This window comes from Hymenobacter nivis (assembly GCF_003149515.1).
GTDB classification, from domain to species: Bacteria; Bacteroidota; Bacteroidia; order Cytophagales; family Hymenobacteraceae; genus Hymenobacter; species Hymenobacter nivis.
This window is the reverse complement of sequence record NZ_CP029145.1, coordinates 2,766,090-2,785,011: the sequence shown is the minus strand read 5'-3', so window position 1 is coordinate 2,785,011 and position 18,922 is coordinate 2,766,090. Positions and strand designations below refer to the sequence as shown.

21 protein-coding genes and 1 riboswitch are annotated in these 18,922 nt (G+C 63.9%); of the genes, 9 read left to right on the top strand and 12 right to left on the bottom strand.

Features of this window, described 5'->3' with window-relative positions:
• Nucleotides 1-137: 137 nt before the first annotated feature.
• From DDQ68_RS12320 to DDQ68_RS12315, 3 genes are all read left to right on the top strand, one after another.
• On the top strand, nt 138-575 hold the full coding sequence (locus DDQ68_RS12320) for a hypothetical protein (RefSeq protein WP_109656576.1): 438 nt from the start codon (nt 138-140) through the stop codon (nt 573-575).
• On the top strand, nt 545-682 hold the full coding sequence (locus DDQ68_RS22850) for a hypothetical protein (protein ID WP_162550062.1): 138 nt from the start codon (nt 545-547) through the stop codon (nt 680-682). The genes DDQ68_RS12320 and DDQ68_RS22850 overlap by 31 nt, the downstream gene beginning before the upstream one ends.
• An 80-nt stretch (nt 683-762) precedes the next feature.
• Nucleotides 763-2,901 (top strand): FUSC family membrane protein, encoded by a 2,139-nt coding sequence (locus DDQ68_RS12315; protein ID WP_109656575.1) that lies wholly within the window; start codon nt 763-765, stop codon nt 2,899-2,901.
• Between the two features lie 165 nt (nt 2,902-3,066).
• On the opposite strand, the gene DDQ68_RS12310 is transcribed toward DDQ68_RS12315, so the two are convergent.
• The 8 genes from DDQ68_RS12310 to DDQ68_RS12275 all read right to left on the bottom strand — a co-directional run bounded on the left by DDQ68_RS12310 (nt 3,067) and on the right by DDQ68_RS12275 (nt 9,682).
• Entirely contained in the window at nt 3,067-4,365 is a 1,299-nt protein-coding gene (locus DDQ68_RS12310) for a chloride channel protein (RefSeq protein WP_245897032.1), read from the bottom strand.
• 48 nt (nt 4,366-4,413) lie between these two features.
• Nucleotides 4,414-4,486: riboswitch (Fluoride riboswitch) on the bottom strand.
• A gap of 106 nt (nt 4,487-4,592) precedes the next feature.
• The gene (locus DDQ68_RS12305; RefSeq protein ID WP_109656574.1) at nt 4,593-5,609 is read right to left on the bottom strand and encodes an esterase-like activity of phytase family protein; all 1,017 of its coding nucleotides are present in this window, start codon (nt 5,607-5,609) and stop codon (nt 4,593-4,595) included.
• 30 nt (nt 5,610-5,639) lie between these two features.
• A complete protein-coding gene (locus DDQ68_RS12300; RefSeq protein ID WP_245897031.1) occupies nt 5,640-5,786 on the bottom strand; it encodes a DUF1963 domain-containing protein in 147 nt (48 codons plus the stop codon).
• 192 nt (nt 5,787-5,978) lie between these two features.
• Nucleotides 5,979-6,383: a DUF1963 domain-containing protein gene (locus DDQ68_RS12295; protein ID WP_109656572.1), complete on the bottom strand. Its 405-nt coding sequence runs from the start codon at nt 6,381-6,383 to the stop codon at nt 5,979-5,981.
• 92 nt (nt 6,384-6,475) lie between these two features.
• Nucleotides 6,476-8,299 (bottom strand): SWIM zinc finger family protein, encoded by a 1,824-nt coding sequence (locus DDQ68_RS12290; protein WP_109656571.1) that lies wholly within the window; start codon nt 8,297-8,299, stop codon nt 6,476-6,478.
• A gap of 61 nt (nt 8,300-8,360) precedes the next feature.
• A complete protein-coding gene (locus tag DDQ68_RS12285; protein ID WP_245897030.1) occupies nt 8,361-8,612 on the bottom strand; it encodes a cupredoxin domain-containing protein in 252 nt (83 codons plus the stop codon).
• A 328-nt stretch (nt 8,613-8,940) separates the two neighbouring features.
• The gene (locus tag DDQ68_RS12280; protein ID WP_342767397.1) at nt 8,941-9,189 is read right to left on the bottom strand and encodes a hypothetical protein; all 249 of its coding nucleotides are present in this window, start codon (nt 9,187-9,189) and stop codon (nt 8,941-8,943) included.
• A gap of 301 nt (nt 9,190-9,490) precedes the next feature.
• Complete coding sequence (locus tag DDQ68_RS12275) at nt 9,491-9,682, bottom strand: hypothetical protein (protein ID WP_109656570.1); 192 nt, start codon at nt 9,680-9,682, stop codon at nt 9,491-9,493.
• 133 nt (nt 9,683-9,815) lie between these two features.
• On the opposite strand from DDQ68_RS12275, the gene DDQ68_RS12270 reads away from it, so the two are divergent.
• From DDQ68_RS12270 to DDQ68_RS12250, 5 genes are all read left to right on the top strand, one after another.
• Nucleotides 9,816-10,070: a hypothetical protein gene (locus tag DDQ68_RS12270; protein ID WP_109656569.1), complete on the top strand. Its 255-nt coding sequence runs from the start codon at nt 9,816-9,818 to the stop codon at nt 10,068-10,070.
• Between the two features lie 109 nt (nt 10,071-10,179).
• Nucleotides 10,180-10,914, top strand: a complete 735-nt coding sequence (locus tag DDQ68_RS12265) for a hypothetical protein (protein WP_109656568.1) — start codon at nt 10,180-10,182, stop codon at nt 10,912-10,914.
• Nucleotides 10,915-10,927: 13 nt separating this feature from the next.
• On the top strand, nt 10,928-12,109 hold the full coding sequence (locus DDQ68_RS12260) for a hypothetical protein (protein ID WP_109656567.1): 1,182 nt from the start codon (nt 10,928-10,930) through the stop codon (nt 12,107-12,109).
• A gap of 273 nt (nt 12,110-12,382) precedes the next feature.
• On the top strand, nt 12,383-13,456 hold the full coding sequence (locus DDQ68_RS12255) for a DUF3089 domain-containing protein (protein WP_109656566.1): 1,074 nt from the start codon (nt 12,383-12,385) through the stop codon (nt 13,454-13,456).
• Nucleotides 13,457-13,518: 62 nt separating this feature from the next.
• Complete coding sequence (locus tag DDQ68_RS12250; RefSeq protein WP_109656565.1) at nt 13,519-14,136, top strand: DUF6624 domain-containing protein; 618 nt, start codon at nt 13,519-13,521, stop codon at nt 14,134-14,136.
• 402 nt (nt 14,137-14,538) lie between these two features.
• On the opposite strand, the gene tsf is transcribed toward DDQ68_RS12250, so the two are convergent.
• From tsf to rplM, 4 genes are all read right to left on the bottom strand, one after another.
• Complete coding sequence (tsf, locus tag DDQ68_RS12245) at nt 14,539-15,375, bottom strand: translation elongation factor Ts (protein WP_109656564.1); 837 nt, start codon at nt 15,373-15,375, stop codon at nt 14,539-14,541.
• 101 nt (nt 15,376-15,476) lie between these two features.
• Nucleotides 15,477-16,244 (bottom strand): 30S ribosomal protein S2, encoded by a 768-nt coding sequence (rpsB, locus tag DDQ68_RS12240; protein WP_068236152.1) that lies wholly within the window; start codon nt 16,242-16,244, stop codon nt 15,477-15,479.
• 19 nt (nt 16,245-16,263) lie between these two features.
• Complete coding sequence (gene rpsI / locus DDQ68_RS12235; RefSeq protein ID WP_070745925.1) at nt 16,264-16,650, bottom strand: 30S ribosomal protein S9; 387 nt, start codon at nt 16,648-16,650, stop codon at nt 16,264-16,266.
• Nucleotides 16,651-16,785: 135 nt separating this feature from the next.
• Nucleotides 16,786-17,238 (bottom strand): 50S ribosomal protein L13, encoded by a 453-nt coding sequence (rplM, locus tag DDQ68_RS12230; RefSeq protein ID WP_109656563.1) that lies wholly within the window; start codon nt 17,236-17,238, stop codon nt 16,786-16,788.
• Nucleotides 17,239-17,412: 174 nt separating this feature from the next.
• Between rplM and DDQ68_RS12225 the strand changes: the two genes are divergently transcribed.
• Nucleotides 17,413-18,879 carry a hypothetical protein gene (locus DDQ68_RS12225; protein WP_109656562.1) on the top strand — a complete coding sequence of 489 codons (1,467 nt, stop codon included), beginning with the start codon at nt 17,413-17,415 and terminating at the stop codon, nt 18,877-18,879.
• Nucleotides 18,880-18,922 lie beyond the last annotated feature (43 nt).

The window sequence follows — 18,922 nt, the reverse complement described above, 5'->3', positions numbered from 1 at the left end:
GCCCCACCGGGCCCCGAAACGACCCCTGAAAAGATGGGCGCTGCCCGGGCCTCGGCCCGCACTGCCCGGCCGGGGCACAGCCAACCCCGGCCGGGCCCCGGCGTAAAAAAAGCCTTAATGTCTTTTATAGCAATGCCATGCGTTTCGGGTTTGTACTTGTTTTGCTGGGGCTGAGCGGCGCCGTGCCCGCTGCCCCGCGGCTGGTCGGGGGTACGCTCGTACCGGCCGGCGCCGTGAAGGGCGATTTCGACGGCGATGGGGCCCCGGAGTTTGCCTGGGCCGTGCCGCCGCCCTTAACGCCTGATAGCATGGACTGCGTGGGCGAGTGCCGGTGCGTGGTGCAGTTTTCCAACCCGGCTATCAAGCCCCTGGCGATAGGGAAATACATTGGCGGGGCCCTCACCAACCTGGGCGACCTGAACGACGACGGCAAGGACGACCTCGGGGTGCTGCCGGACTGGTTCACCAGCTGCTGGCGTAGCTACCTGGTGTTCAGCTACGCGCCGCGCACCGCCGCTGGGCCTACGCGGTGCCGCCCTTTGCCGTGCATTGCAACGAGATGGAAAGCGGGGTGAAGCCCATCGAAAAAGACCCCGCCCACCGGGGCTACGTCATCGAGCGGTACAGCGAGTTCACGGACGCCGGCATCGTGGTGAAGACCAAATCCGTCGCCGTTAATTAGGCGGGGATGAACGGACCCTTGCCGAAAATTGGTCGCGGGGCAGGGCACCCCGCCGGCCCGCCCAGCCGTACATTGGCCCCATGCCACGCCCACGCTTCCCTACCCGCCTGTACTACTTCTTTTTCGGGGCCGACTTTTCGAGTGGGCTGCGCACGGCCGTGGCCATTTTGCTGCCGGCGGCGCTGGGGGCCCAGTTCGGGCAGTTCGACTTGGGCCTGACCATGGCCACGGGCGCCGTGTGCGTGAGCGTGCCCGACGCGCCGGGCCCCCCCACCCATCGCCGCAACGGTCAGCTCACGGCCCTGGCGCTGGTATTTGCCGTGGCCCTGCTCACGGGCTATGTGGCCCCGGTGCGCTGGCTGCTGGGGCTGGAAGTGGCCTTGCTGAGCTTCGGGCTGAGCATGCTGCTGGTCTGGGGGGCCCGGGCCGGGGCTGTGGGTACGGCTGGCCTGCTGGCGCTGGTGCTCACGCTGGCCCACCCGGCGGCGCAGCCGGCGCTGGTGCTGCCCCACGCGCTGGCCCTGGGCGCGGGCGCTGCCTGGTACGGCCTGCTGGCGCTGGTGCTGAACTGGGTGGGGCCCTACCGGGCGGCCCAGCAGGCGCTGGGCGAGAGCATCCACGCGCTGGCCGGCTACCTCAGCGCCAAGGCCGATTTTTACCGCACCCGCACCGACCTGGCCGACGACTACCGCCGCCTGGTGGCCCGCCAGGTGGCCGTGAGCGACACCCAGGAGGCCGTGCGCGCCGTGCTCTTCCGCAGCCGGCAGGTGGTGAACGAGTCCACCAGCACGGGCCGGCGGCTGGTGCTCACCTTCGTTGATATGGTGGACCTGTACGAGCGTGCCACGGCTACTTTTCTTGACTATGGGGCCCTGCGGCGCGACTTTGCCGCCAGCGGTGCGCTCGATGAGGTGGCCCGGCTGCTGCGCGACCAGGCTGCGGCCCTCGACCGCTTGGGGGCCGCCATCCAGGCCAACCGGCCCTTGAGCGGCCCGCCGCCCGACTTCGCGCCCGCCCTCGAAGCCCTCAAAACCCACCTCGACGCACTGGGGGCCCAGGAAGGGGGCCCCAGCGTGTGGCCGCTCAAGAAAACGCTCGTCACTCTGCGCGATTTTAGCCGCCGCCTGGCCGACATGAGCCGGTACTTCGACGCCGCCGCGGGCCCCGGGGCGGCCCCCGCTGTGCCCGGCCGCGCGGCCCAGCACTTACAGTTCATCGCCCGCGACGCCTGGCGAGCGGGCGCCTACTGGCAAAGCTTCACCCTGAAATCGGCGGTGTTCCGGCACTCGTTGCGGGTGCTGGTGGCCAGCGTGGTGGCCTTTGGCGTGGCCGAGCTGCTGTGGCACGGGTCGCACAGCTACTGGATTTTGCTCACGGCCACGGTGCTGCTTAAGCCGGGGTTCAGCCTCACGCGGCAGCGCAACGGGCAGCGCATCCTGGGCACGCTGGGCGGCGGCCTGCTGGGCCTGGCTGTGCTGGCCGCAGTGAGCAGCAACGACGTGCGCTTTGCCGTGCTGGTGGTATTCGCCATCACGGCCTACTCGTTTCAGCGCCTGAGCTACGTGGTGTTCGTGGTGTTCCTTACGGCCTACCTCATCATCATGTATGGGCTGCTGAAATTTGAGTACCTCGGCGTGCTTCAGGAGCGAATAATTGACACGCTCTTCGGCTGCGCCATTGCGTTTGGCTGCGGCTACTTCCTGTTTCCGCGCTGGGAGGCTGCCGGCCTGCCCGAGCTGATGGCCGCCGTGCTGCGCGCCAACCAGGCCTACCTCTACCAGGTGGCCGCTCGCCTGGCGGCCCCCGCCGGCCCCGCGCCTACTGCCTACCGCCTGGCCCGCAAAACCGCCTACGTGGCCACTGCCAACCTGGCCGCCGCCTTCCAGCGGATGCTCTCCGAGCCCAAGCGCACCCACCGCCACCCCACCGCCGTGTACGAATTTGTGGTGCTGAACTACACTCTGGCCTCGGGCATTGCTGCCCTGGCCGCCGCCGACCCGGGCCCCGCGTTCACGGTTGCTACCCGGCGCGCCCTGATGGGGGCCCAGGGGGCCCTGGCGACGGCCCTGCGCTGCCTGGCCCCCGGTGCCCCCGAGGCAGCTGCGGACACCCCGCCCGCCACCGCTGCCCCCGATGACCCCGCCTGGCGCGAGCAGTTGGCTTTCCTGCAAAAAGTGAGCGGCGACATTAGCAAAGCCGCCGAGGCCGTGGCGCAGTAGGGGCCCCTAGCAGCGCGAACTATTAAGTGCGCGCTACGGTACACGGACTTGGAAACCGCGCTAGTTGAGCATTAGAGATGTTTCGGCAAGCTCAGTATATCGTCCTGACGATTCCTTAAACAGCTTTATTCTCACATCCCTCATATCCCTCACATTTTTACATCCTTAACCCAGCTCGTTCAGCCGCCGGCCCTGCTGCCGGCCCAGCAGCGGGTTTTTAGCTTGCCCGATTAGCTGCGAGGTGTAGATGCCGTGGTGGCCCGAGAAGAGGTAGGCCACCACGCAGCTCAGGCCCAGGTACACGCCGGCGCGGGCCCCGAACAGCTCCAGGCCCATCAGCACGCAGGCTAGGGGCGTGTTGGCCGCGCCCGCAAACACGCCCACGAAACCCATGCCCGCCAGCAGCGCCACCGGCAGCGGCAGCACCCCGGCCAGCGCCGAGCCCAGCGCCGCCCCGATGAAAAACAGCGGCGTAACCTCCCCGCCCTTGAAGCCCGCGCCCAGCGTGAGGGCCGTGAGCACCAGCTTTAGGGCGAAATCCTGGAGCCCCAACTGGTGCTGAAATGCCTCCACAATCACGGGCACGCCGAGACCGGCGTAGCGCATGGTGCCCAGGGCCCACATGGCCGCTGCCACCAGCGCGCCGCCCACCACCGGCCGCAGCGGCGGGTACTTTATCCGACTGAAAACCCGGGAGATGCCGTGCGTGAGGGTGGCGAAAAACCGCGCCGCCAGCCCAAACAGGGCCCCCGCCAGCAGCGTGCAGCCCAGCCCGGTGGCCGTGAGCGGCAGCGCCGCCAGCGCGGGGTACGGCGTGTGGCCTACGCCCCAGGCGCGCGTCACGGCATCGGCCACCACAGCGGCCAGGAAGCTGGGCAGAATGGCGTCGTAGCGCACGGAGCCCAGCAAAAATACCTCCAAGCCAAACACGGCCCCCGCCAGCGGCGTGCCGAACACCGCGGCAAATCCCGCGCTCATGCCCGCGATGAGCAGCAGCCGGCGCTCGCGCCGCGGCAGCCAGCGGCCCAGCTGGTCGGCCAGGGCAGCGCCCATTTGCACGGCCGTGCCCTCGCGCCCCGCCGAGCCGCCGAACAGGTGCGTAACGAGGGTGCCGCCCAGCACCAGCGGCACCAGCCGCAGCGGAATCGTGTCGCTGGGCGCGTGTATCTCGTCCAGAATCAGATTGTTGCCCTTCACCACCCGGTTGCCGAAGTAATGGTAGGCCAGGCCCACCAGCAGGCCGCCCACCGGTAGCAGTGCCAGGGCCCTAGAGTGGGCCTCGCGCCAGCGCGTCACCCACTCCAGCGCTACCAAAAAGCCCGCCGACGCCGTGCCCGCCAGGGCCCCCACCAGCGCCGCCAGCAGCGCCCAGCGCAGCAAAAAAACTGCCGTGGCAGTGGTAGACGAAGTCCGCAGCCGGGCCGGCAGCCAGCGAAAAATAGAGGAAGCAAAACGGTAAGCCACGGCGCGAAGTAACAAGATGATTCAGCCGGCGGGCCCCTGCGACCGGTCGGTTTCGTAGGAATCATCAGCGCGGCGCGTGGGCGCCGGCGGTTCGCGGTGGAAATCCATCACCGTTGGTTAGGCGGCTATACGGTGCCCGGCCGTCCGGGTTGGGGCCCCGGGGCGGGGAGTGAGGGGGTGCGCCTGTGCAGTAAAGCGTTGGTCTCGCCCAGAAGCTTGGCGGTTCCTTATTTCCGCGGTTGCAAATACAACAGAGTGGTTTGGTAGGGCCGGCTGGGCGTGTATTTGTCGTTGATAACGAAATAGCCGCCCTTGTAAGCGGTAATGCCCTCCCAGTTGTAGCCCCGGTACTGCTCGGGAAATTCCCACAGCGGCTGCCAGGTTAACGTATTGTCTTTGAGTTCGATAGTGAGTAGGCGAGAGTAGTTTTTGTAGCCGCCCTGGTCTAGGATGAGCTGCGCGTTGGGTAAGTCGCTGGCCGGCGTGCGGTAGATGGCATCCCCGCCCCCGCCCTTGAAAAAATAATTCAGGGCCGTGAAGCGGTTTTTGCCGACCGCCGTGACGTCGGTGAGGCGAAAGGGCAGCTGGGCCAGGGGCAGCTTAACCGGCACGCTGGCGCTGGATAAGTGGCTGGTATCTAAACCATAAATATGATTCTGGCCCGGAAAGCTGTTGAACTCGAAAAAGGCCAGTACCTGGTTATTGGCCTCGGCCAGCGCCTCGAAGCCGGCGTTGTAGATGTGGCTGCCATCGGCCGCCAGGGGCTTGGCCAGGGGCAGCAGAAAGGTGGTGTCGAGCACCACGGCGTCGGCGCGCAGCTGGCCCTTAAGCAGGTAGCAAAGGGGCGAGGGAGTATCGGTTTCGACGGACAAGTACACCGCGTCCTGCACGAGTAGCAGGGCTTCCAGGCCCTCGTAGCGCTGCCCGGCGGCGGCTATTTTGGCGCGCAGCGCGGGCAGGCCGGTAATGGGTAGCTTCTGGTAGGGCAGCACGTAGGTGGTGTCGGCGAGTTGGCGGTCGAGGTCGGCAAGGCGCACGGTGTAGAGCTTGGCCTCCGCCTTGTCCTGGAGCCTACTCTCCGACATCAGGTACAGCTTATCGGCGCTGGCGGCGAGCCCGGAAAACTGGTTGTCGTAGTAGGCCAGCTCCTTGGGCAGCCGCAGGTTGCACACCGTGAACTGTGCCTGTTGTGCCCGGGCGGGTAGCAGAACCCCGCAGCAAAGGAGGGCTAATAAGTATTTCATTAATAAGTGATTAATAAATTGGCAGCAGTCTCAGTAAAAGTAAGCTTGGTCAAATCGCCGCGCTTGCAGCGCGGTTGGGCTGATAAACAGGTGCGCCAGGCCACTGTCGCTAAACATGATTTCTTCGTCCGAATCAAGCTGAAGCAGCAGCACATCGTTGGCCCGCGAAGCCGCCACAGTTCGGGGGTCGCCCTGCGTAAAACTAGGCGTAGCCACCCACCTTGTGCCCCGCGTTGTAGCAGCAGTGGTCTAGTGCTTCCTCCTGTTCCCCTGTCAGGGTTTCCAGGTATTCGTAGTAGTCTTTGCCCCCAAAATCCGGCTTAAAGCGGCAGTCTTCAGCGCCGCCGTACTCAGTGGCCAGGGTGAAGCTCAGCGTGTGCTCCCCGCTAATTGGGGAGTTGGCGTAGAGGTCGGGGTTAGAAAACTAAAGTCGATCTGGGCCCCGGCGCTGGTATCGGGGTGGAACAGTACGCAATAGTCGTCTATGTCGCACCACTCGGTGGGCGACACAAACAGCTGCAAAATGCCCGCCGTGGGGTAGGGCGGCAGCGCGGGGGCCCCGGCAAAGTTGATTTGCGCCAGCAAAATTATGGGCTGGCCCAACTTGTCATGGGGGTAGGGCGTGCCCGCCGGCAAATAGGGCTGGCCCAGCAGCTTGCTTTGCGTGAGGGCCGTCGGCGCGCTGGCCCCGAGCGGCTGGGCCCCCAGCTTCAGGTAATCGAGCTTGTAATTTTCAAGCTGCGGCCGAAACTCACCAAGAAAATCTGGCAACATGGGGAGGGGGTAGAATGAAAACGGCCCGGCGAAACTACAGCGGGGCCGGTAATGGTGCCATTTGCTCGGCGGCGTGCCATGCACAGTTGCGCCTAGCGGGGCTTGCGCCCGCTTTTCTTCTTGGGTACTGGTAAGTCTGGCTCTGCGGCCACCAGCAGGCCCTCGCGGCGCAGTACGTCGCGTAGGCCGTGCAGGGTGGGGAACTCCTCGCGTAGCTCCTGGGCCAGGCGCAAGATGGGTTCGGCGAGGCGGGGAGCGGTGCCGCGCAGGCTCACCAGCCAGCGGCCGATGCGCTCGTAGAGGAAGGCGCCGCGCTTGGCGTTGGCCCGGCCGTGGAGGTAGGCCGGCAGGCGGGTTTCCAGCTCCAGCATGAGGGGGATGGGGTCGGCGGCGGCCAGGGCCATCAGGGCAATTTCGCTGTGGTAGGGCGGGCTGACGGCCAGCCACTCAAGCCCAAGCACAAAGCCGCGCAGCGCGGTCACGTCGCCGGCCTGGGCCAGCAGCTGGGCGGCGAAGGCCACGCTGCCGCGCCGGGCCTGGGCTGCTTCCACGGCGGCCTGCACGAAGGCGGCGGTTTCGGCGGCGCTTAGCAGAGGGCGCAGCAGGGCGTAGTCGGGCAGGCTGTGGTTGGCCTGGGCGCGGTGGCGCAGGGCGTCGCGGTAGAGGGTGGGGGCCGTGGTGGGGGTGAAGGCGCGCAGCACGTAGTCGCCAAACTGGTCGGGCCAGGTGGCGAAGGCCGTGGCGGCGGTGCGCAGTAGGGCGGGGCGGTCGGCCTGGCTGGTATAGAAATTGATGAGCTGCTGGGCCACGGCGGCATCGGTGGGCAGCAGGGCTTCGGCGGTTTGGGCCCAGGCCACGTCGTCGGCCATCGTCTGGGCGAGGCGCAGGCGCAGGGGCCCCGCGGCGGCGGGCCCCAGGGCGGCCTGGGCCAGCAGCGGCGGCAGCATGGGCGCGGCCGCGGCATCGGTGGCCAGGGCCAGCAGCAGTGGCTGCCAGCTGGCCTCGAAGCTGGGCCAGCGGACGGGTGGATCGGCCAGGTGCGGGCCTAGCCAGGCGAGGCCGGCCGCCAGCGCGGCGGGCGGCAGCACGGCCGCCAGCAGCGCGGCGGGCCAGCCGGCGGCGGCTAGCACCGAGTGCCACTGGTGCAGCACGTCGGTTCCGTAGTCGCCAAACAGCCCAAAGTCGTCGCTGGCCGGCTCTTCGAGTTGGGAGAGGGCCCCGCAGGCCGTGGCCCAGTAGCGCAGGGCCGGCGCAAACTGCCCGCCCCGCGCCAAGTGCAGCAGCTCAGCGGCGAAGGGCTCCAGGGTGTCGCGCAGCAGCTCGTCGGCAGCTTCCTGCAAGCCGTCGCCCTCGTCGTCCTCGTAAAAAGACTCGCTATTTTCCCAGAAGTCCTCGTCAAAGTCCAGTACGCCCAGCGTGTCGGCGAGGCGGGCGGGCAGGTCGGCTAGCGGGTCGGTGGGCGCTGCGGCCGGCTGGCCGAAGCCCAGAAACTGCCGGGCCAGGCCGTCGTTCTTAGCCAGCGCCTGCTTAAGGAAGCGCAGCTTGTCGCCCTTACGGCGGTCGGACCAGGCGGCTTTGATGGCCGCGGCCAGGGCCTGGTCGGCCAGCGGCGGGGCGGCGGCCGGGGCGGGGTTGGGGCTGGTCAACTCCGAGCCGTAGGCGTCGAGCACCGCCAGGCCCAGCGCCACCATGTGCTTGCAAATGCCGTCGAATGCGTAGGGGCAATTGCAGCTGAACTCGGGCCCGGCGGGGCCCTGGTGCAGGGCCACGCGGTAGGGGCGGCTGCCCCGCACGGTAGCGGCAAAGCCGTCAGCCTCGCGGCGCAGCTTTTCCACATGGCCTTCGTCGTAGTAGTCTTCGCCGCGCCGGTAGCTGTTGTCGTTGGCGAGGCGGCGCAGGGTCTGGCGGGTGAACATGGTCGGCGGGATAGGGTTGGAGTGGGCAAAATAAGGCCCTGCCGCGCAAACCTTCGGGGCCCTACTTCACCTCCAAAATGCCGCGGAGCATGTGCATCCCGCAGGTGAACTCGAACTGGCCGGCCTGCTGGGGCAGCAGCGCCACAGTGGTGGTTTGATAGGCGGACAGGTCGCGGCGCATGTGGAAGTCGGGCATCAGCAGCTCCTCCGAGCAACTGGTGGTTTCGTCGCGGTAGAAATTGAGTTGCACGGGCTGGCCCCGGCGCACCTCGATGACGTCGGGCGAGTAGCCGCCTTTCACGTGGATGCCCACCTGCTGCCCGCTGCCGGTGCGGCCACCGCCACCTGGTGCGGGGCCCCAAAGAAAAATCAGGCCACGAAAGCCAGCAGCCCTAGGCCGATAATGGCAACGAGCACTTGTGTAATGTCCATGACATCGAAAGTTGAATAGCTATGCAAAGCAAATAGATCATCAATTATTCATTGTTAATTAATTGAACATAAGTTATTTAAAGCGATTATTGGGCTGGTAAAAGGTCTGGTCCGCCAGCTTTTTCAGCCGGCGGACCGGGGCCCTCGCTTCGGCCGTGCTTTAACCTAAAAACTGCTTCAACAGCTGACAACTGCCAGCTGGCACCCGACTACGCCGCGGGCTGGAAGCCGCGCAGGCGCAGCGAGTTCGTCAGCACCGGAACCGAGCTGAGGGCCATGGCGGCGGCGGCCAGCATGGGCGAAAGCTGGCAGCCGGTGAACGGATACAGCAGCTCCACCGCCACCGGAATGCCCACCACGTTGTAGATGAAGGCGAAAAACAGGTTCTGCCGGATGGTGCGCATAGTGTGGCGCGAGAGGAACAGGGCCGTGGCCACGCCCTGTAAATCGGGCCACATGAGGGTGGTGCCGGCGGCCCCCATGGCCACGCCGGGGCCCTGGCGGGGGCTTTCTCCACGAAGCTGGCGCAGGAAGCGCAGGTCATGCCCTCGATGGCAAGGGTTTCGGTGCGCAGGGGCCCTACAGCGGGCGGCGCAGGGGCGAGGCCAGAAGTCGGATGCAGGCGGCGGGCTGAATACAAATAGGTGGCCCGGAAGCCCGGACAACACACTACATAACAACCCTTAACGCAAAAGGGATGCCCCGCGCCGGTGCAGGATTGCGCGGCCGGCCAACAGAATTCGGCCCGGCCCGGCGCGCTTATTTCCTGGCGGTCGTTTTGCGGCCGGCGCCGCCGGGTTTTTTGCCGCCGCCGTCCTGCTTGTTCACGGTGGCCCAGGCGCGGGCTTCGGCCTCTTCGGTGGGCATATCTTGCTGCTCGTAGCCGGCTTCGATGTGAGCAGCCTGGCGTTTTTGCTTATCGGTGTACTTTGACTTGTCTCCCTGTGGCATGGCGGTAAAGGGTTGAAGGTGAAACAACAGCGGCGCGCTGGCCGGCTGGTGCCCCCGGGTTTTCTACGCAGGGGCCCCGGCGGGGTTGGGGCCCCACAGGCTACCTTCGGGGCTCTACTGCTTTTTTTGAGTCATGCGCCACGTTGCCGATATCCCACACCCCGCCGTCAAAATCACGCTGCTGGCCTGGAACAGCAAGTTCCTGCTCAAGCTGGAGCAGGGTAATCTGGAGCAGACCTACAAAGTGGCCGAGCTGGACCTAATGACCGGCACCGATGCCGAGGCCCGCGAGCTGCTCGACGATGAGTTCCTGGCCGCCGCCATCGGCCGCTTTCAGGCCATGCGCGCCGATTTGCAGGCCGCCTTCGAGCGCCACGAGCTGCGCTAGGGCGGTTCCCATATTCATCTTCGATAGATATAATTTTTAATTATATCTAAAGGCCCCAAAATCGCGCCAGGGGCTCCACCGATTTCTTCTTTCTAAACGCCTTCTGCTTATGTTTCAGCGCTATTGCTTGCTTTTGAGTTGCCTAGCCACGCTGCTAGCAACGGCGCCGGCCGGGGCCCAAACCTACGACGTGCGCGCCAGCACCGTCAACTACGACCGCCGCGAGCGGGCCGCCCTCAAGGTGCAGGTGGAGAGCAGCGCCAGCTGGCTGCGCGACTATTTCCAGACTTGGATGAAGGACAACTACGCCATCAAGTTCCGGGGCGGCGGCCTGCTCGGCGTGGGCGGCAACAAAACCGACCCGCTCAAGGCCAAGCAAACGCCGGCCTCCACCGTCTCAGGCAAGCTCATCGACCTTTACGCCACCACCGTGGCGCCTTCCGATTCGGTGGCTGAACTGGCCGTGTTCGGCGGCTTCGACGGCAGCTCGTTCTTCGATCCCGACCGCACGCCGACCGAGTTCAACGCCCTGCGCACCATCACCCAGAGCTTCGCCAACGCCGCCCGCCTCAAGATTTACCGCGAGCGGATAGCCGAGGCCGAAGACTTGGTAAAAAAGGCCGATAAGGATAAGGACCGGCTCGAAAAAAGCACTAATTCGGCCCGCTCAAACACGTCAAATAACCTATCCAAAATCGAGTCGCTCATCAAGCAAAACGCCGCCGACCGCTTGCAAATCAGTCAGGATTCGTCAGCGCTGCTCCTCAATGTGCAGGCGCGGGAGGCGGCCTCCAAGCGCTTGCAGCAGCGCCAGGCCCGCCTCTCGGGCCTCGAACGCAAATAGCCTTTTTTCCCCCGTGGATCCTTCGCTCGAAACTGCCCTTGCCGCGCTGCGCCAGCTGCGCCACGACCGCCAGAACGGCCTGATTACCGACCGCGACTACGACCGCCGCATCGCCACCCTGTTGCAAGGCCAGAATGCGCCCGTCCTGCTGGCCCTGCTGCAAGCCGAAGGCGGGGCCCCCGCGGTGCCTAGTCCTCCGGCCGCCCCGGTCGCGCCCGCGCCTGCGGTGGGGCCCGGTCGCGTTGCGCCGCCCACTGCACCAACGCCAGACTTCCCGGAAACCCGAAAACCAGCCGTGCCGCCCGCTGCGACGATGCCGGATTTCACAGGATTGAAAAGGCCCACGCCGCCCGCCGTCCCGCCCGTGCCACCGGTTGCCGCCCCGCCGCCCACCGCGGTGGAGGACGAGGCCGCCGCTGAGCTGGGGGCCCCACCGGCCGGCTCGCCCACATTGAATTACGTACTCATTGGTGGCGGCGTGTTACTACTAGTGTTGCTGGTAGTGTACCTGATGAGCGGCCCGCGCGCCTCCGAGCACCTGACCAGCACCAGTCGCACCGCTGCCGACAGCGCCGCCACGGCCCCTGAAGTAGGGCCCCAGGCCCCGCAGCTGGAGCGCCCCCCCGTGGCTGCTCCCGAAACTGTACGCGTATTCCCCCAAACTGCCCCCGTGGTGCCGGCTCCGGACAGCACCGCGCCCGCCTCCGCCGCAGTGCCCAGTGCCCCCGTTGCCGCCCCTGCCGCAGCGCCTGCCGCCGATAGCACCGCCACCGTCGCTCTTCCCGTCGCTACGGCCGCCGCCGCCGAGCAGGCGGTGCGCGGGGCCCTGGCCAGCTACTACGCCGATCTGCAAGCCGCGCCCTTCGACGCCGGGGCCCACTTCGCGCCCGCCGTCGAGCGGTTTCTGCTGCTGCGCGGTACCACCCCCGCCGCCATTTCCGAGAACCTGGCCACCAATCACTTCCCCGAGTTTCAGGATTACCGGGCCAGCATTGCGCCGGGCTCGCTGCGCGTGAGCGCGCCAGCGGCCGACGGCTCGCGCACCGCCACCTACACCGAAGTAGCGCGCTCATTCCGGCTCACGCTCCAGCAGCACCAGCAAACGCGCACCCAAGTGCGGGTCCGCTTCACGCCTGACTACAAAATCGACTACCTGCGCCAGGAAAAAGTCATCGAAAACACCCTGATGCCGTAGTAGGGGCCCCAGGCGCCGAACGGTGCGGGGCTCCCTGGTACTTTGCGCCTTGCCAAATAGGGCGTTGTCATTCCGAGATTCCACGCATCAAGTGGAGAGAGAATCCTGGTAAAATCATTCGAGAATAGTCTTCACATTCCTCCTTCATCAGAACGACAACGCCCTATTTAGCAGGACTCTCAGCTCTAATGGTGAAACAGGTGCGGTGCGCCAAAAACATTGCACTGCGTCCCGGCTGTTTCGCGACGTTAGGTTAGCTATATCTCTGCCACTATGCGTTTGCCTCATTTCGTTTTGCCAAGCCACTGGGCCCCGCGCCCGGCCCGGTGGTGGCCCCTGGTTTTACTGGTTTGCGCCGGCTGCGCCGGCTTGTTAAAGCCCGCCCACGGGTTTACGGCCCCGGCCCCCACGATGGGCCCCGACTATGCCCAGGAAAGCAACTGGGCCGCCCTGCCCACCCGCCGCGACTCGGCTGATGCCTTGCCCCGGGCCGCCGGCCTGCGCGATGGCCAGGCCACGGCCGCCGCCGACGTATTTTTCATTCACCCCACCACCTACTACTGGCGCGGCAGCTGGAACGCCGACGTGGGCAACGCCCGCCTCAACCGTTACACCGACCGCACCACCATCTTCAACCAGGCCAGCGTGTTCAACGCGGCGGGCCGCGTTTACGCCCCGCGCTACCGGCAAGCCACGCTGTACTCGTTTTTTGATAAACAGGGCCCCGACGGCCAACAGGCCCTCGACTTGGCCTACGCCGACGTAAAAGCCGCTTTCCAATACTACCTCGCCTACTACAACCAGGGCCGGCCCGTCATCATTGCCGGTCACAGCCAGGGCGCCACCCACGCCATGCGCCTGCTCCACGACTTTTTCGATAACGACCCCGTGCTGCGCAAGCGCCTGGTTGCTGCCTACCTCATTGGCTGCCAGGCGAAAACTAACGAGTACCAAACCATCCGCCCCTGCCCCGATTCGCTGGCCACCGGCTGCTTCGTGGCCTGGAACACCTCTGAGCGCGGCTTCGACTACCCGCCCTACTACAGCCTGGCCGCCACCAACCCCCTCACCTGGACGCTCGATACGCTCAGGGCCGACGCCGCCCGCAACCGCGGCGGCGTCGGCCCCAACATGAAGCGCGTCGATGCCCACGTCACCGATGCCCAAGTCCACCGCGGTCTGCTCTGGATTACCCCGCCCAAAGTCAGCGGCTACCCCCGCTTTTTCCTCCCCGGCTACCCCGAGCTGCGCCACTCCTTCCACGCCGCCGATTACAGCCTGTTCTACATGAACATTCGGGAGAACGCAGCGGCGCGGGTGCGGGCATGGGAGAAAGGTAAGAAGTGAACTTGCTATACCTAAAGCAGTAAGCCCTGCGTTATAGCAGCTAAATGCCTTTCTCTTCTGTGATGAAACCCTTCTTTATCGTACTGCTAGCTGCCGATTTTGCGTTACCTGCCACGGCCCAAACGAGCCCGGTCCTATATCCGGCGCTCAGCAAAACGCTGGATAGCCTAGCCTTTGTGGACCAACGACCCATGCAGGAAATGATGCGCGGCCAGACGGCCGACAGCACCAAAAAGCGCCTCGTTGCGGAGCAATACGTCAACTTTGCCCGCCACCAGCCCGTGCTGGAAGCCATCGTAAAGAAATGCGGGTATCCAGGTACTAAGCAAGTGGGCGAAACCAGCGCCAAAAACTTCTTTCTATTGGTGCAGCACGCCGATGCATACCCCGTTTTTCAGGAGAAAATCCTAAAAATAATGTCGGCAGAGGTTCAACGTAAAAACGCAGACAACCGCAGCTTCGCCTACCTCACCGACCGGGTGGCCCTCAACCGCGGCCAGCCCCAGACCTACTGCTCCCAAGTGGAGTACAAAGCCGATGGCCAGCCCACGCCGCGCAACCTCCTCGACCCGGCCAATGTGGATAAGCGCCGCGCCAGCATCGGCATGGAGCCGCTGGAAGCCTACCTCGCCAAAATCAGGGAAATGCAGCAGCAGTCGCGCCAGCCCAAACAGAAGTAGCAACTACACTGCGGCTTGCGGCCTGTTCTACCTGAATATCCGCGAGAATGCCGCGGCCCGGGTGCGGGCGCGGCAGTAAGTCAATGTGTGCAATTAGCCTTAATTTTATATATTTGGAAGCACCATTGCTGTAGCCGCTTATGAAACTTGTTTTCCCGCTGTACCTAAGAATCTCATTTTTGGTGCTGGCAATTACAAACGTATTAGGTTCTTGGTTCGACTTGCATGTAACCAATAACATCCATTGGGTTGTTGGCTCTTCATTTATGGCCTGCCTAATTATATACTTGATTTCAGTAATCCGACAAAGGAAATCGTCTCCTCTCTGATATCAGAAGCAAAAAATAAAAGGCCTGCTAGCGTTGAGCTAGCGGGCCTTTTCAATTTAGCTAAAAGCAGCAATTAAGCTCCGATGACTACGCGCTTGAAGTCCGAAACCGTCATGCCTTTCGACGTGCCGTCGAGCAATTGGGCGATGGTCTTCGAGTTGTCCTTCACGAATTCCTGGTTCAGGAGCGTGTTGTCTTTGTAGAACTTGTTGAGCTTGCCCTGGGCGATTTTCTCCAGCATGGCTTCGGGCTTGCCTTCGGCACGCGCCTGCTCCTTGCCAACTTCGATTTCGCGCTCTACCGTAGCGGAGTCCACGCCGTCTTTGTCCACGGCAACGGGCTTCATGGCCACGATTTGCATGGCTACGTCGCGGCCTACCTCAGCGGTGTCGGCGCTGCCCACGTTCTTCAGGCCCACGAGCACGCCTTTCTTGCTGTCGGAGTGCACGTACGAAGCGACTTTCTCAGCGGTCAGCGTGGCGTAGGTCACGTCCAGCTTCTCGCCAATTTTGCCCATCAGGTCCGTCACGTGCTCCTGCACGGTGCGGCCGTCGGCAGCCTTGGCGGCCAGCAGGTCTTCCTTAGTGCCGGCGTTGGTGCGCACGGCCGTGTCCAGGATTTGCTGGGCCAACTCACGGAAGTTGGCTACTTTGGCCACCGATTCGGTTTCGCAAGCCAAGGCCACCAATTTGCCGCTGGTACCGTCGGCACTCACATTCACGAGCACGAGGCCCTCGGAGGTTTCGTTTTCGGCGCGCTTGTCGGCAATTTTCTGGCCGTGCTTGCGGAGAATATCGCGGGCGGCTTCGAAGTCGCCGTCGGCTTCCACGAGGGCTTTTTTGCAATCCATCATGCCCGCACCGGTCATGGTGCGGAGCTTGTTTACGTCTGCGGCGGTAATTGCGGCCATTAGAGTAAGTTGGGGTTGAGTGTAGAATCAAAAAGAAGAAGGGAACCCCCGGAGCCAACTGCTTCGCGAAGGTTCCCTTCTTTCAAAGAGCGAAAAGGCGCTTATTCCTCGTCGGCAGCAGTTTTCTCGGCAATGGCGGCTTCGTCAGCCTCCTTGCGGTCGGCGTCCTCCTTGTCCACCTTGCGCTCCGACAGGCCTTCTTCAATCGCCTTGCCGATCACGCCCACGATGAGCTGGATCGACTTCGAGGCGTCGTCGTTGGCGGGAATCGGGAACTGCACCAGCTCGGGGTTCGAATTGGTGTCGCACATGGCAAACACCGGAATACCCAATTTCTGAGCTTCTTTCACGGCGATGTGCTCGCGCTTCACGTCTACCACGAACAGGGCGGCGGGCAGGCGGCCGAGGTCGGCGATGCCACCCAGCACGCGGTCAAGCTTGGCGCGCTCACGCGACATCATCAGCTTCTCACGCTTGGCGAGAGCGGCGTAGGCCGTGTTCTCTTTCACCATCTTGTCGATGGTCGACATTTTTTTCAGCGACTTGCGCACCGTGGCGAAGTTGGTGAGCATGCCACCCAGCCACCGGTCGGTAACAAAGGGCATCTTTAGACGCTCAGCTTCGGTGGTCACAATCTCTTGGGCCTGCTTTTTGGTGGCCACAAACATGATTTTGCGGCCACTCTTAGCGATGTTGCGGATGGCGGTGGAGGCGTACTCCAGCGAAACCAGCGTCTTGTTCAGGTCGATGATGTGGATGCCGTTCTTCTCCATGAAGATATACGGCGCCATCTTGGGGTCCCACTTGCGGGTGAGGTGACCAAAATGCGAGCCTGCTTCGAGCAGGTCTTTATAGGTTGTCTGAGCCATGATAAAGGTCCTCCTGGTTTTAGCGTTTCGAGAACTGGAACGAACGACGGGCTTTGCGCTTGCCGAACTTCTTGCGTTCCACCATCCGCGGGTCGCGGGTCAGGAAACCTTCTTTCTTTAGCGCCGGACGAGTTTCCTCGTTGTTGCTCACCAAAGCCTTGGTGATGGCCAAACGGATGGCTTCGGCCTGGGCCGAAATGCCGCCGCCTTTCACGTTCACCTTAATGTCGTACTGGCCGACTTGCTCGAGGAGGGTGAGGGGTTGGTTCACGACGTTTTCCAGCAACTCGTTGCTGAAGTACGTTTTCATGTCCCGGTCGTTGATAGTGATATTCCCTTGCCCGGCCTGCATGTAGATGCGGGCCACCGAGGTTTTTCTTCTACCAGAGGTGTTGGTAATTGCCATTTAAGTTGAAAAAATGTGAAAATGCATCTGGTGTGGAAGATGTGAGAATATGCGTAATATGAAAATATTTAGTCAGCTAAAAGCAAGACCATTTTCCACATCTCTCACGTTCTACTCATTCCCCACATTTAAAAATTACAGGTTGGTGAGTTCAATGAGTTGGGGCTGCTGGGCCTCATGCGGGTGCTCGGTACCGGCGTACACGTACATATTGCGGTACTGGGCGGCGCCCAGCTTGTTGCCTTGCAGCATGCCTTTTACGGCGTGCTCGATTACGCGGCGCGAATCGCGGTTCATCTGCTCGCGCACGGTGCGGCGCTTCTGGCCGCCGGGGTAGCCCGAGTGGGTGATGTACACCTTCTCGGTCATCTTTTTGCCCGTCAGGCGTACCTGATCGGCGTTGATGACGATTACGCTGTCACCGCAGTCGGAGTTGGGGGTGAACGACGGCTTGTGCTTGCCGCGCAGGATGTTGGCAATCTGGCTGCACACGCGGCCCAGCGGGGCTACGCTGGCGTCGACGATAACCCAGCTTTTCTGGGCGTTGGCCTTGTTGACGTGGGTCGTCTTGAAGCTCAGGTGGTCCATGAGTCGGAAATATAGGTAGGCTAAACAATTGAAAATAAACCCGAAGCCGGTTGGGCTTCGGGAAAAACGGACACAAAGGTACCTTTTTCTGCTCAGATTACCAAGTAGTATTCAGGATTTTGTCTTGCGGGGCCCCCTACTTTTGCGCACCTTCCCCCACCGTTGCCCTATTCCATGGCCCCGCTTCGTACCACGCTTGACGATTTTGCCGATTCTGACCGGGTGGCCCGTGGGCTGTTGGTAATTGGGCTGCTAGTGTCGGTAGCGTTCGTGTTCATCACCAAAAACCCCTACGATACCGGCGACAGCATCCAGCACTATTTGTACGCCCGCTACGCCCCGCAGCATCCCCTCAACCTGCTGCACTCGTGGGCCAAGCCGTTCTTTACGCTGGTCATCATGGGCCCCTCGCAGCTGGGCTACCGGGTCCTCATGCTGTTTCAATGCGGGCTGGTGGCGGCGTCGGCCTGGCTGAGCTACCGCGTTGCGCGTGCCCTGCGCGTGCCCTACGCGGCGTTGGCCATCCTGTGCTGCTACGCGGCCCCCGATTACTTCCGCATCCAGTTTTCGGGCCTTACGGAGCCGCTGTTTGGCCTGGTGCTGGTGGGCGGGGTGGCGCTGGCCGTGGCCGGGCGCCCGGCGTGGTCGGTGGCGCTGGTGTCGTGGCTGCCGTTTGTGCGTTCGGAAGGCTTCATCCTGTTGGGGCTGTGGGTGTTGTACTTGGGGTGGCAGCGGCAGTGGCGGGCCCTGCCGCTGGTATTTTTAGGCTACGCCATGTACAGCGCCGTGGGGGCCCTGGTGCTGCACGAGCCGGGCTGGGTATTTGGGCGCAACGCCTACTCCACATTGTCGGCCTACGGGCACGGCGGCTGGGGCCAGTTTGCGGTGGGGCTGGTCTCCTTGCTGGGCTGGGTAATTGGGGCCCTGGCGGTGCTGGGCGGCGGGCAACTGCTCTGGCGCGCTGCGCGCCGCACCAATTGGCAAAACCCGTTTTTTCGGGCCGAGCTGCTACTCGTGTACGGCAGCGCGGCGGTGTTCGTGGCGGCCCACACCTTGTTTTGGGTGTTCGGTTTGTTTGGGTCGGCGGGACTGGTGCGGGTGCTGGCGTCGCTTATGCCCCTGCTGGCCATCATTGCCCTACGCGGCCTGAGCGTGCTGTGCGCGCTAGGCCGCACGGCCGCCGCGCGGCAGCGCATTGCGCTGGGGGTGGCCGCGTTGGCGGTGGTGTTCCTCTTCACGGGGCTGCGCATGGAGATGCGCTGGCAGCGCGACTTTGCCATTCCCGGCGACTTAGCGCTGGCCGAGCAGGCTGCTGCTTGGTATCGGCAGCAGCCCGGGACCCCGGCACGCCCCGTGGTGCTCGACCATCCGGCCATCGGCCGGGCCCTGGACGTGGACGTGTTCGACCGGCGGGCCCGCCCCATTGCATCGGTCAACGGCCACACCAGCCTGGAGCAGCTACCTGTGGGCACCCTGGTATTCTGGGACGACTGGTTTAGCACTGTGGAGGGAAACCTGCCGCTCGAAATGCTGGTGACCAACCCACACTTCCGACAGCGCTGGGCCGGGGCCCAGCTGCGCCAGGCCGACAACCCCAGCCGGGGCACGGCGCGGCTGGTGGTGTTCGAGAAAGTGCGCTAAATAAAAAGTACGCTAGATAAGTTATTCATTGTCAATTGCTAGT

What these genes read in the sequence shown, in the direction of transcription:
- DDQ68_RS12320 (WP_109656576.1), top strand. Translation starts at nt 138, where the DNA reads ATGCGTTTCGGGTTTGTACTTGTTTTGCTGGGGCTGAGCGGCGCCGTG.
- DDQ68_RS12315 (WP_109656575.1), top strand. Translation starts at nt 763, where the DNA reads ATGCCACGCCCACGCTTCCCTACCCGCCTGTACTACTTCTTTTTCGGG.
- DDQ68_RS12305 (WP_109656574.1), bottom strand. Translation starts at nt 5,609, where the DNA reads ATGAAATACTTATTAGCCCTCCTTTGCTGCGGGGTTCTGCTACCCGCC.
- DDQ68_RS12295 (WP_109656572.1), bottom strand. Translation starts at nt 6,383, where the DNA reads ATGTTGCCAGATTTTCTTGGTGAGTTTCGGCCGCAGCTTGAAAATTAC.
- DDQ68_RS12290 (WP_109656571.1), bottom strand. Translation starts at nt 8,299, where the DNA reads ATGTTCACCCGCCAGACCCTGCGCCGCCTCGCCAACGACAACAGCTAC.
- DDQ68_RS12280 (WP_342767397.1), bottom strand. Translation starts at nt 9,189, where the DNA reads ATGTGGCCCGATTTACAGGGCGTGGCCACGGCCCTGTTCCTCTCGCGC.
- DDQ68_RS12275 (WP_109656570.1), bottom strand. Translation starts at nt 9,682, where the DNA reads ATGCCACAGGGAGACAAGTCAAAGTACACCGATAAGCAAAAACGCCAG.
- DDQ68_RS12270 (WP_109656569.1), top strand. Translation starts at nt 9,816, where the DNA reads ATGCGCCACGTTGCCGATATCCCACACCCCGCCGTCAAAATCACGCTG.
- DDQ68_RS12265 (WP_109656568.1), top strand. Translation starts at nt 10,180, where the DNA reads ATGTTTCAGCGCTATTGCTTGCTTTTGAGTTGCCTAGCCACGCTGCTA.
- DDQ68_RS12255 (WP_109656566.1), top strand. Translation starts at nt 12,383, where the DNA reads ATGCGTTTGCCTCATTTCGTTTTGCCAAGCCACTGGGCCCCGCGCCCG.
- DDQ68_RS12250 (WP_109656565.1), top strand. Translation starts at nt 13,519, where the DNA reads ATGAAACCCTTCTTTATCGTACTGCTAGCTGCCGATTTTGCGTTACCT.
- tsf (WP_109656564.1), bottom strand. Translation starts at nt 15,375, where the DNA reads ATGGCCGCAATTACCGCCGCAGACGTAAACAAGCTCCGCACCATGACC.
- rpsB (WP_068236152.1), bottom strand. Translation starts at nt 16,244, where the DNA reads ATGGCTCAGACAACCTATAAAGACCTGCTCGAAGCAGGCTCGCATTTT.
- rpsI (WP_070745925.1), bottom strand. Translation starts at nt 16,650, where the DNA reads ATGGCAATTACCAACACCTCTGGTAGAAGAAAAACCTCGGTGGCCCGC.
- rplM (WP_109656563.1), bottom strand. Translation starts at nt 17,238, where the DNA reads ATGGACCACCTGAGCTTCAAGACGACCCACGTCAACAAGGCCAACGCC.
- DDQ68_RS12225 (WP_109656562.1), top strand. Translation starts at nt 17,413, where the DNA reads ATGGCCCCGCTTCGTACCACGCTTGACGATTTTGCCGATTCTGACCGG.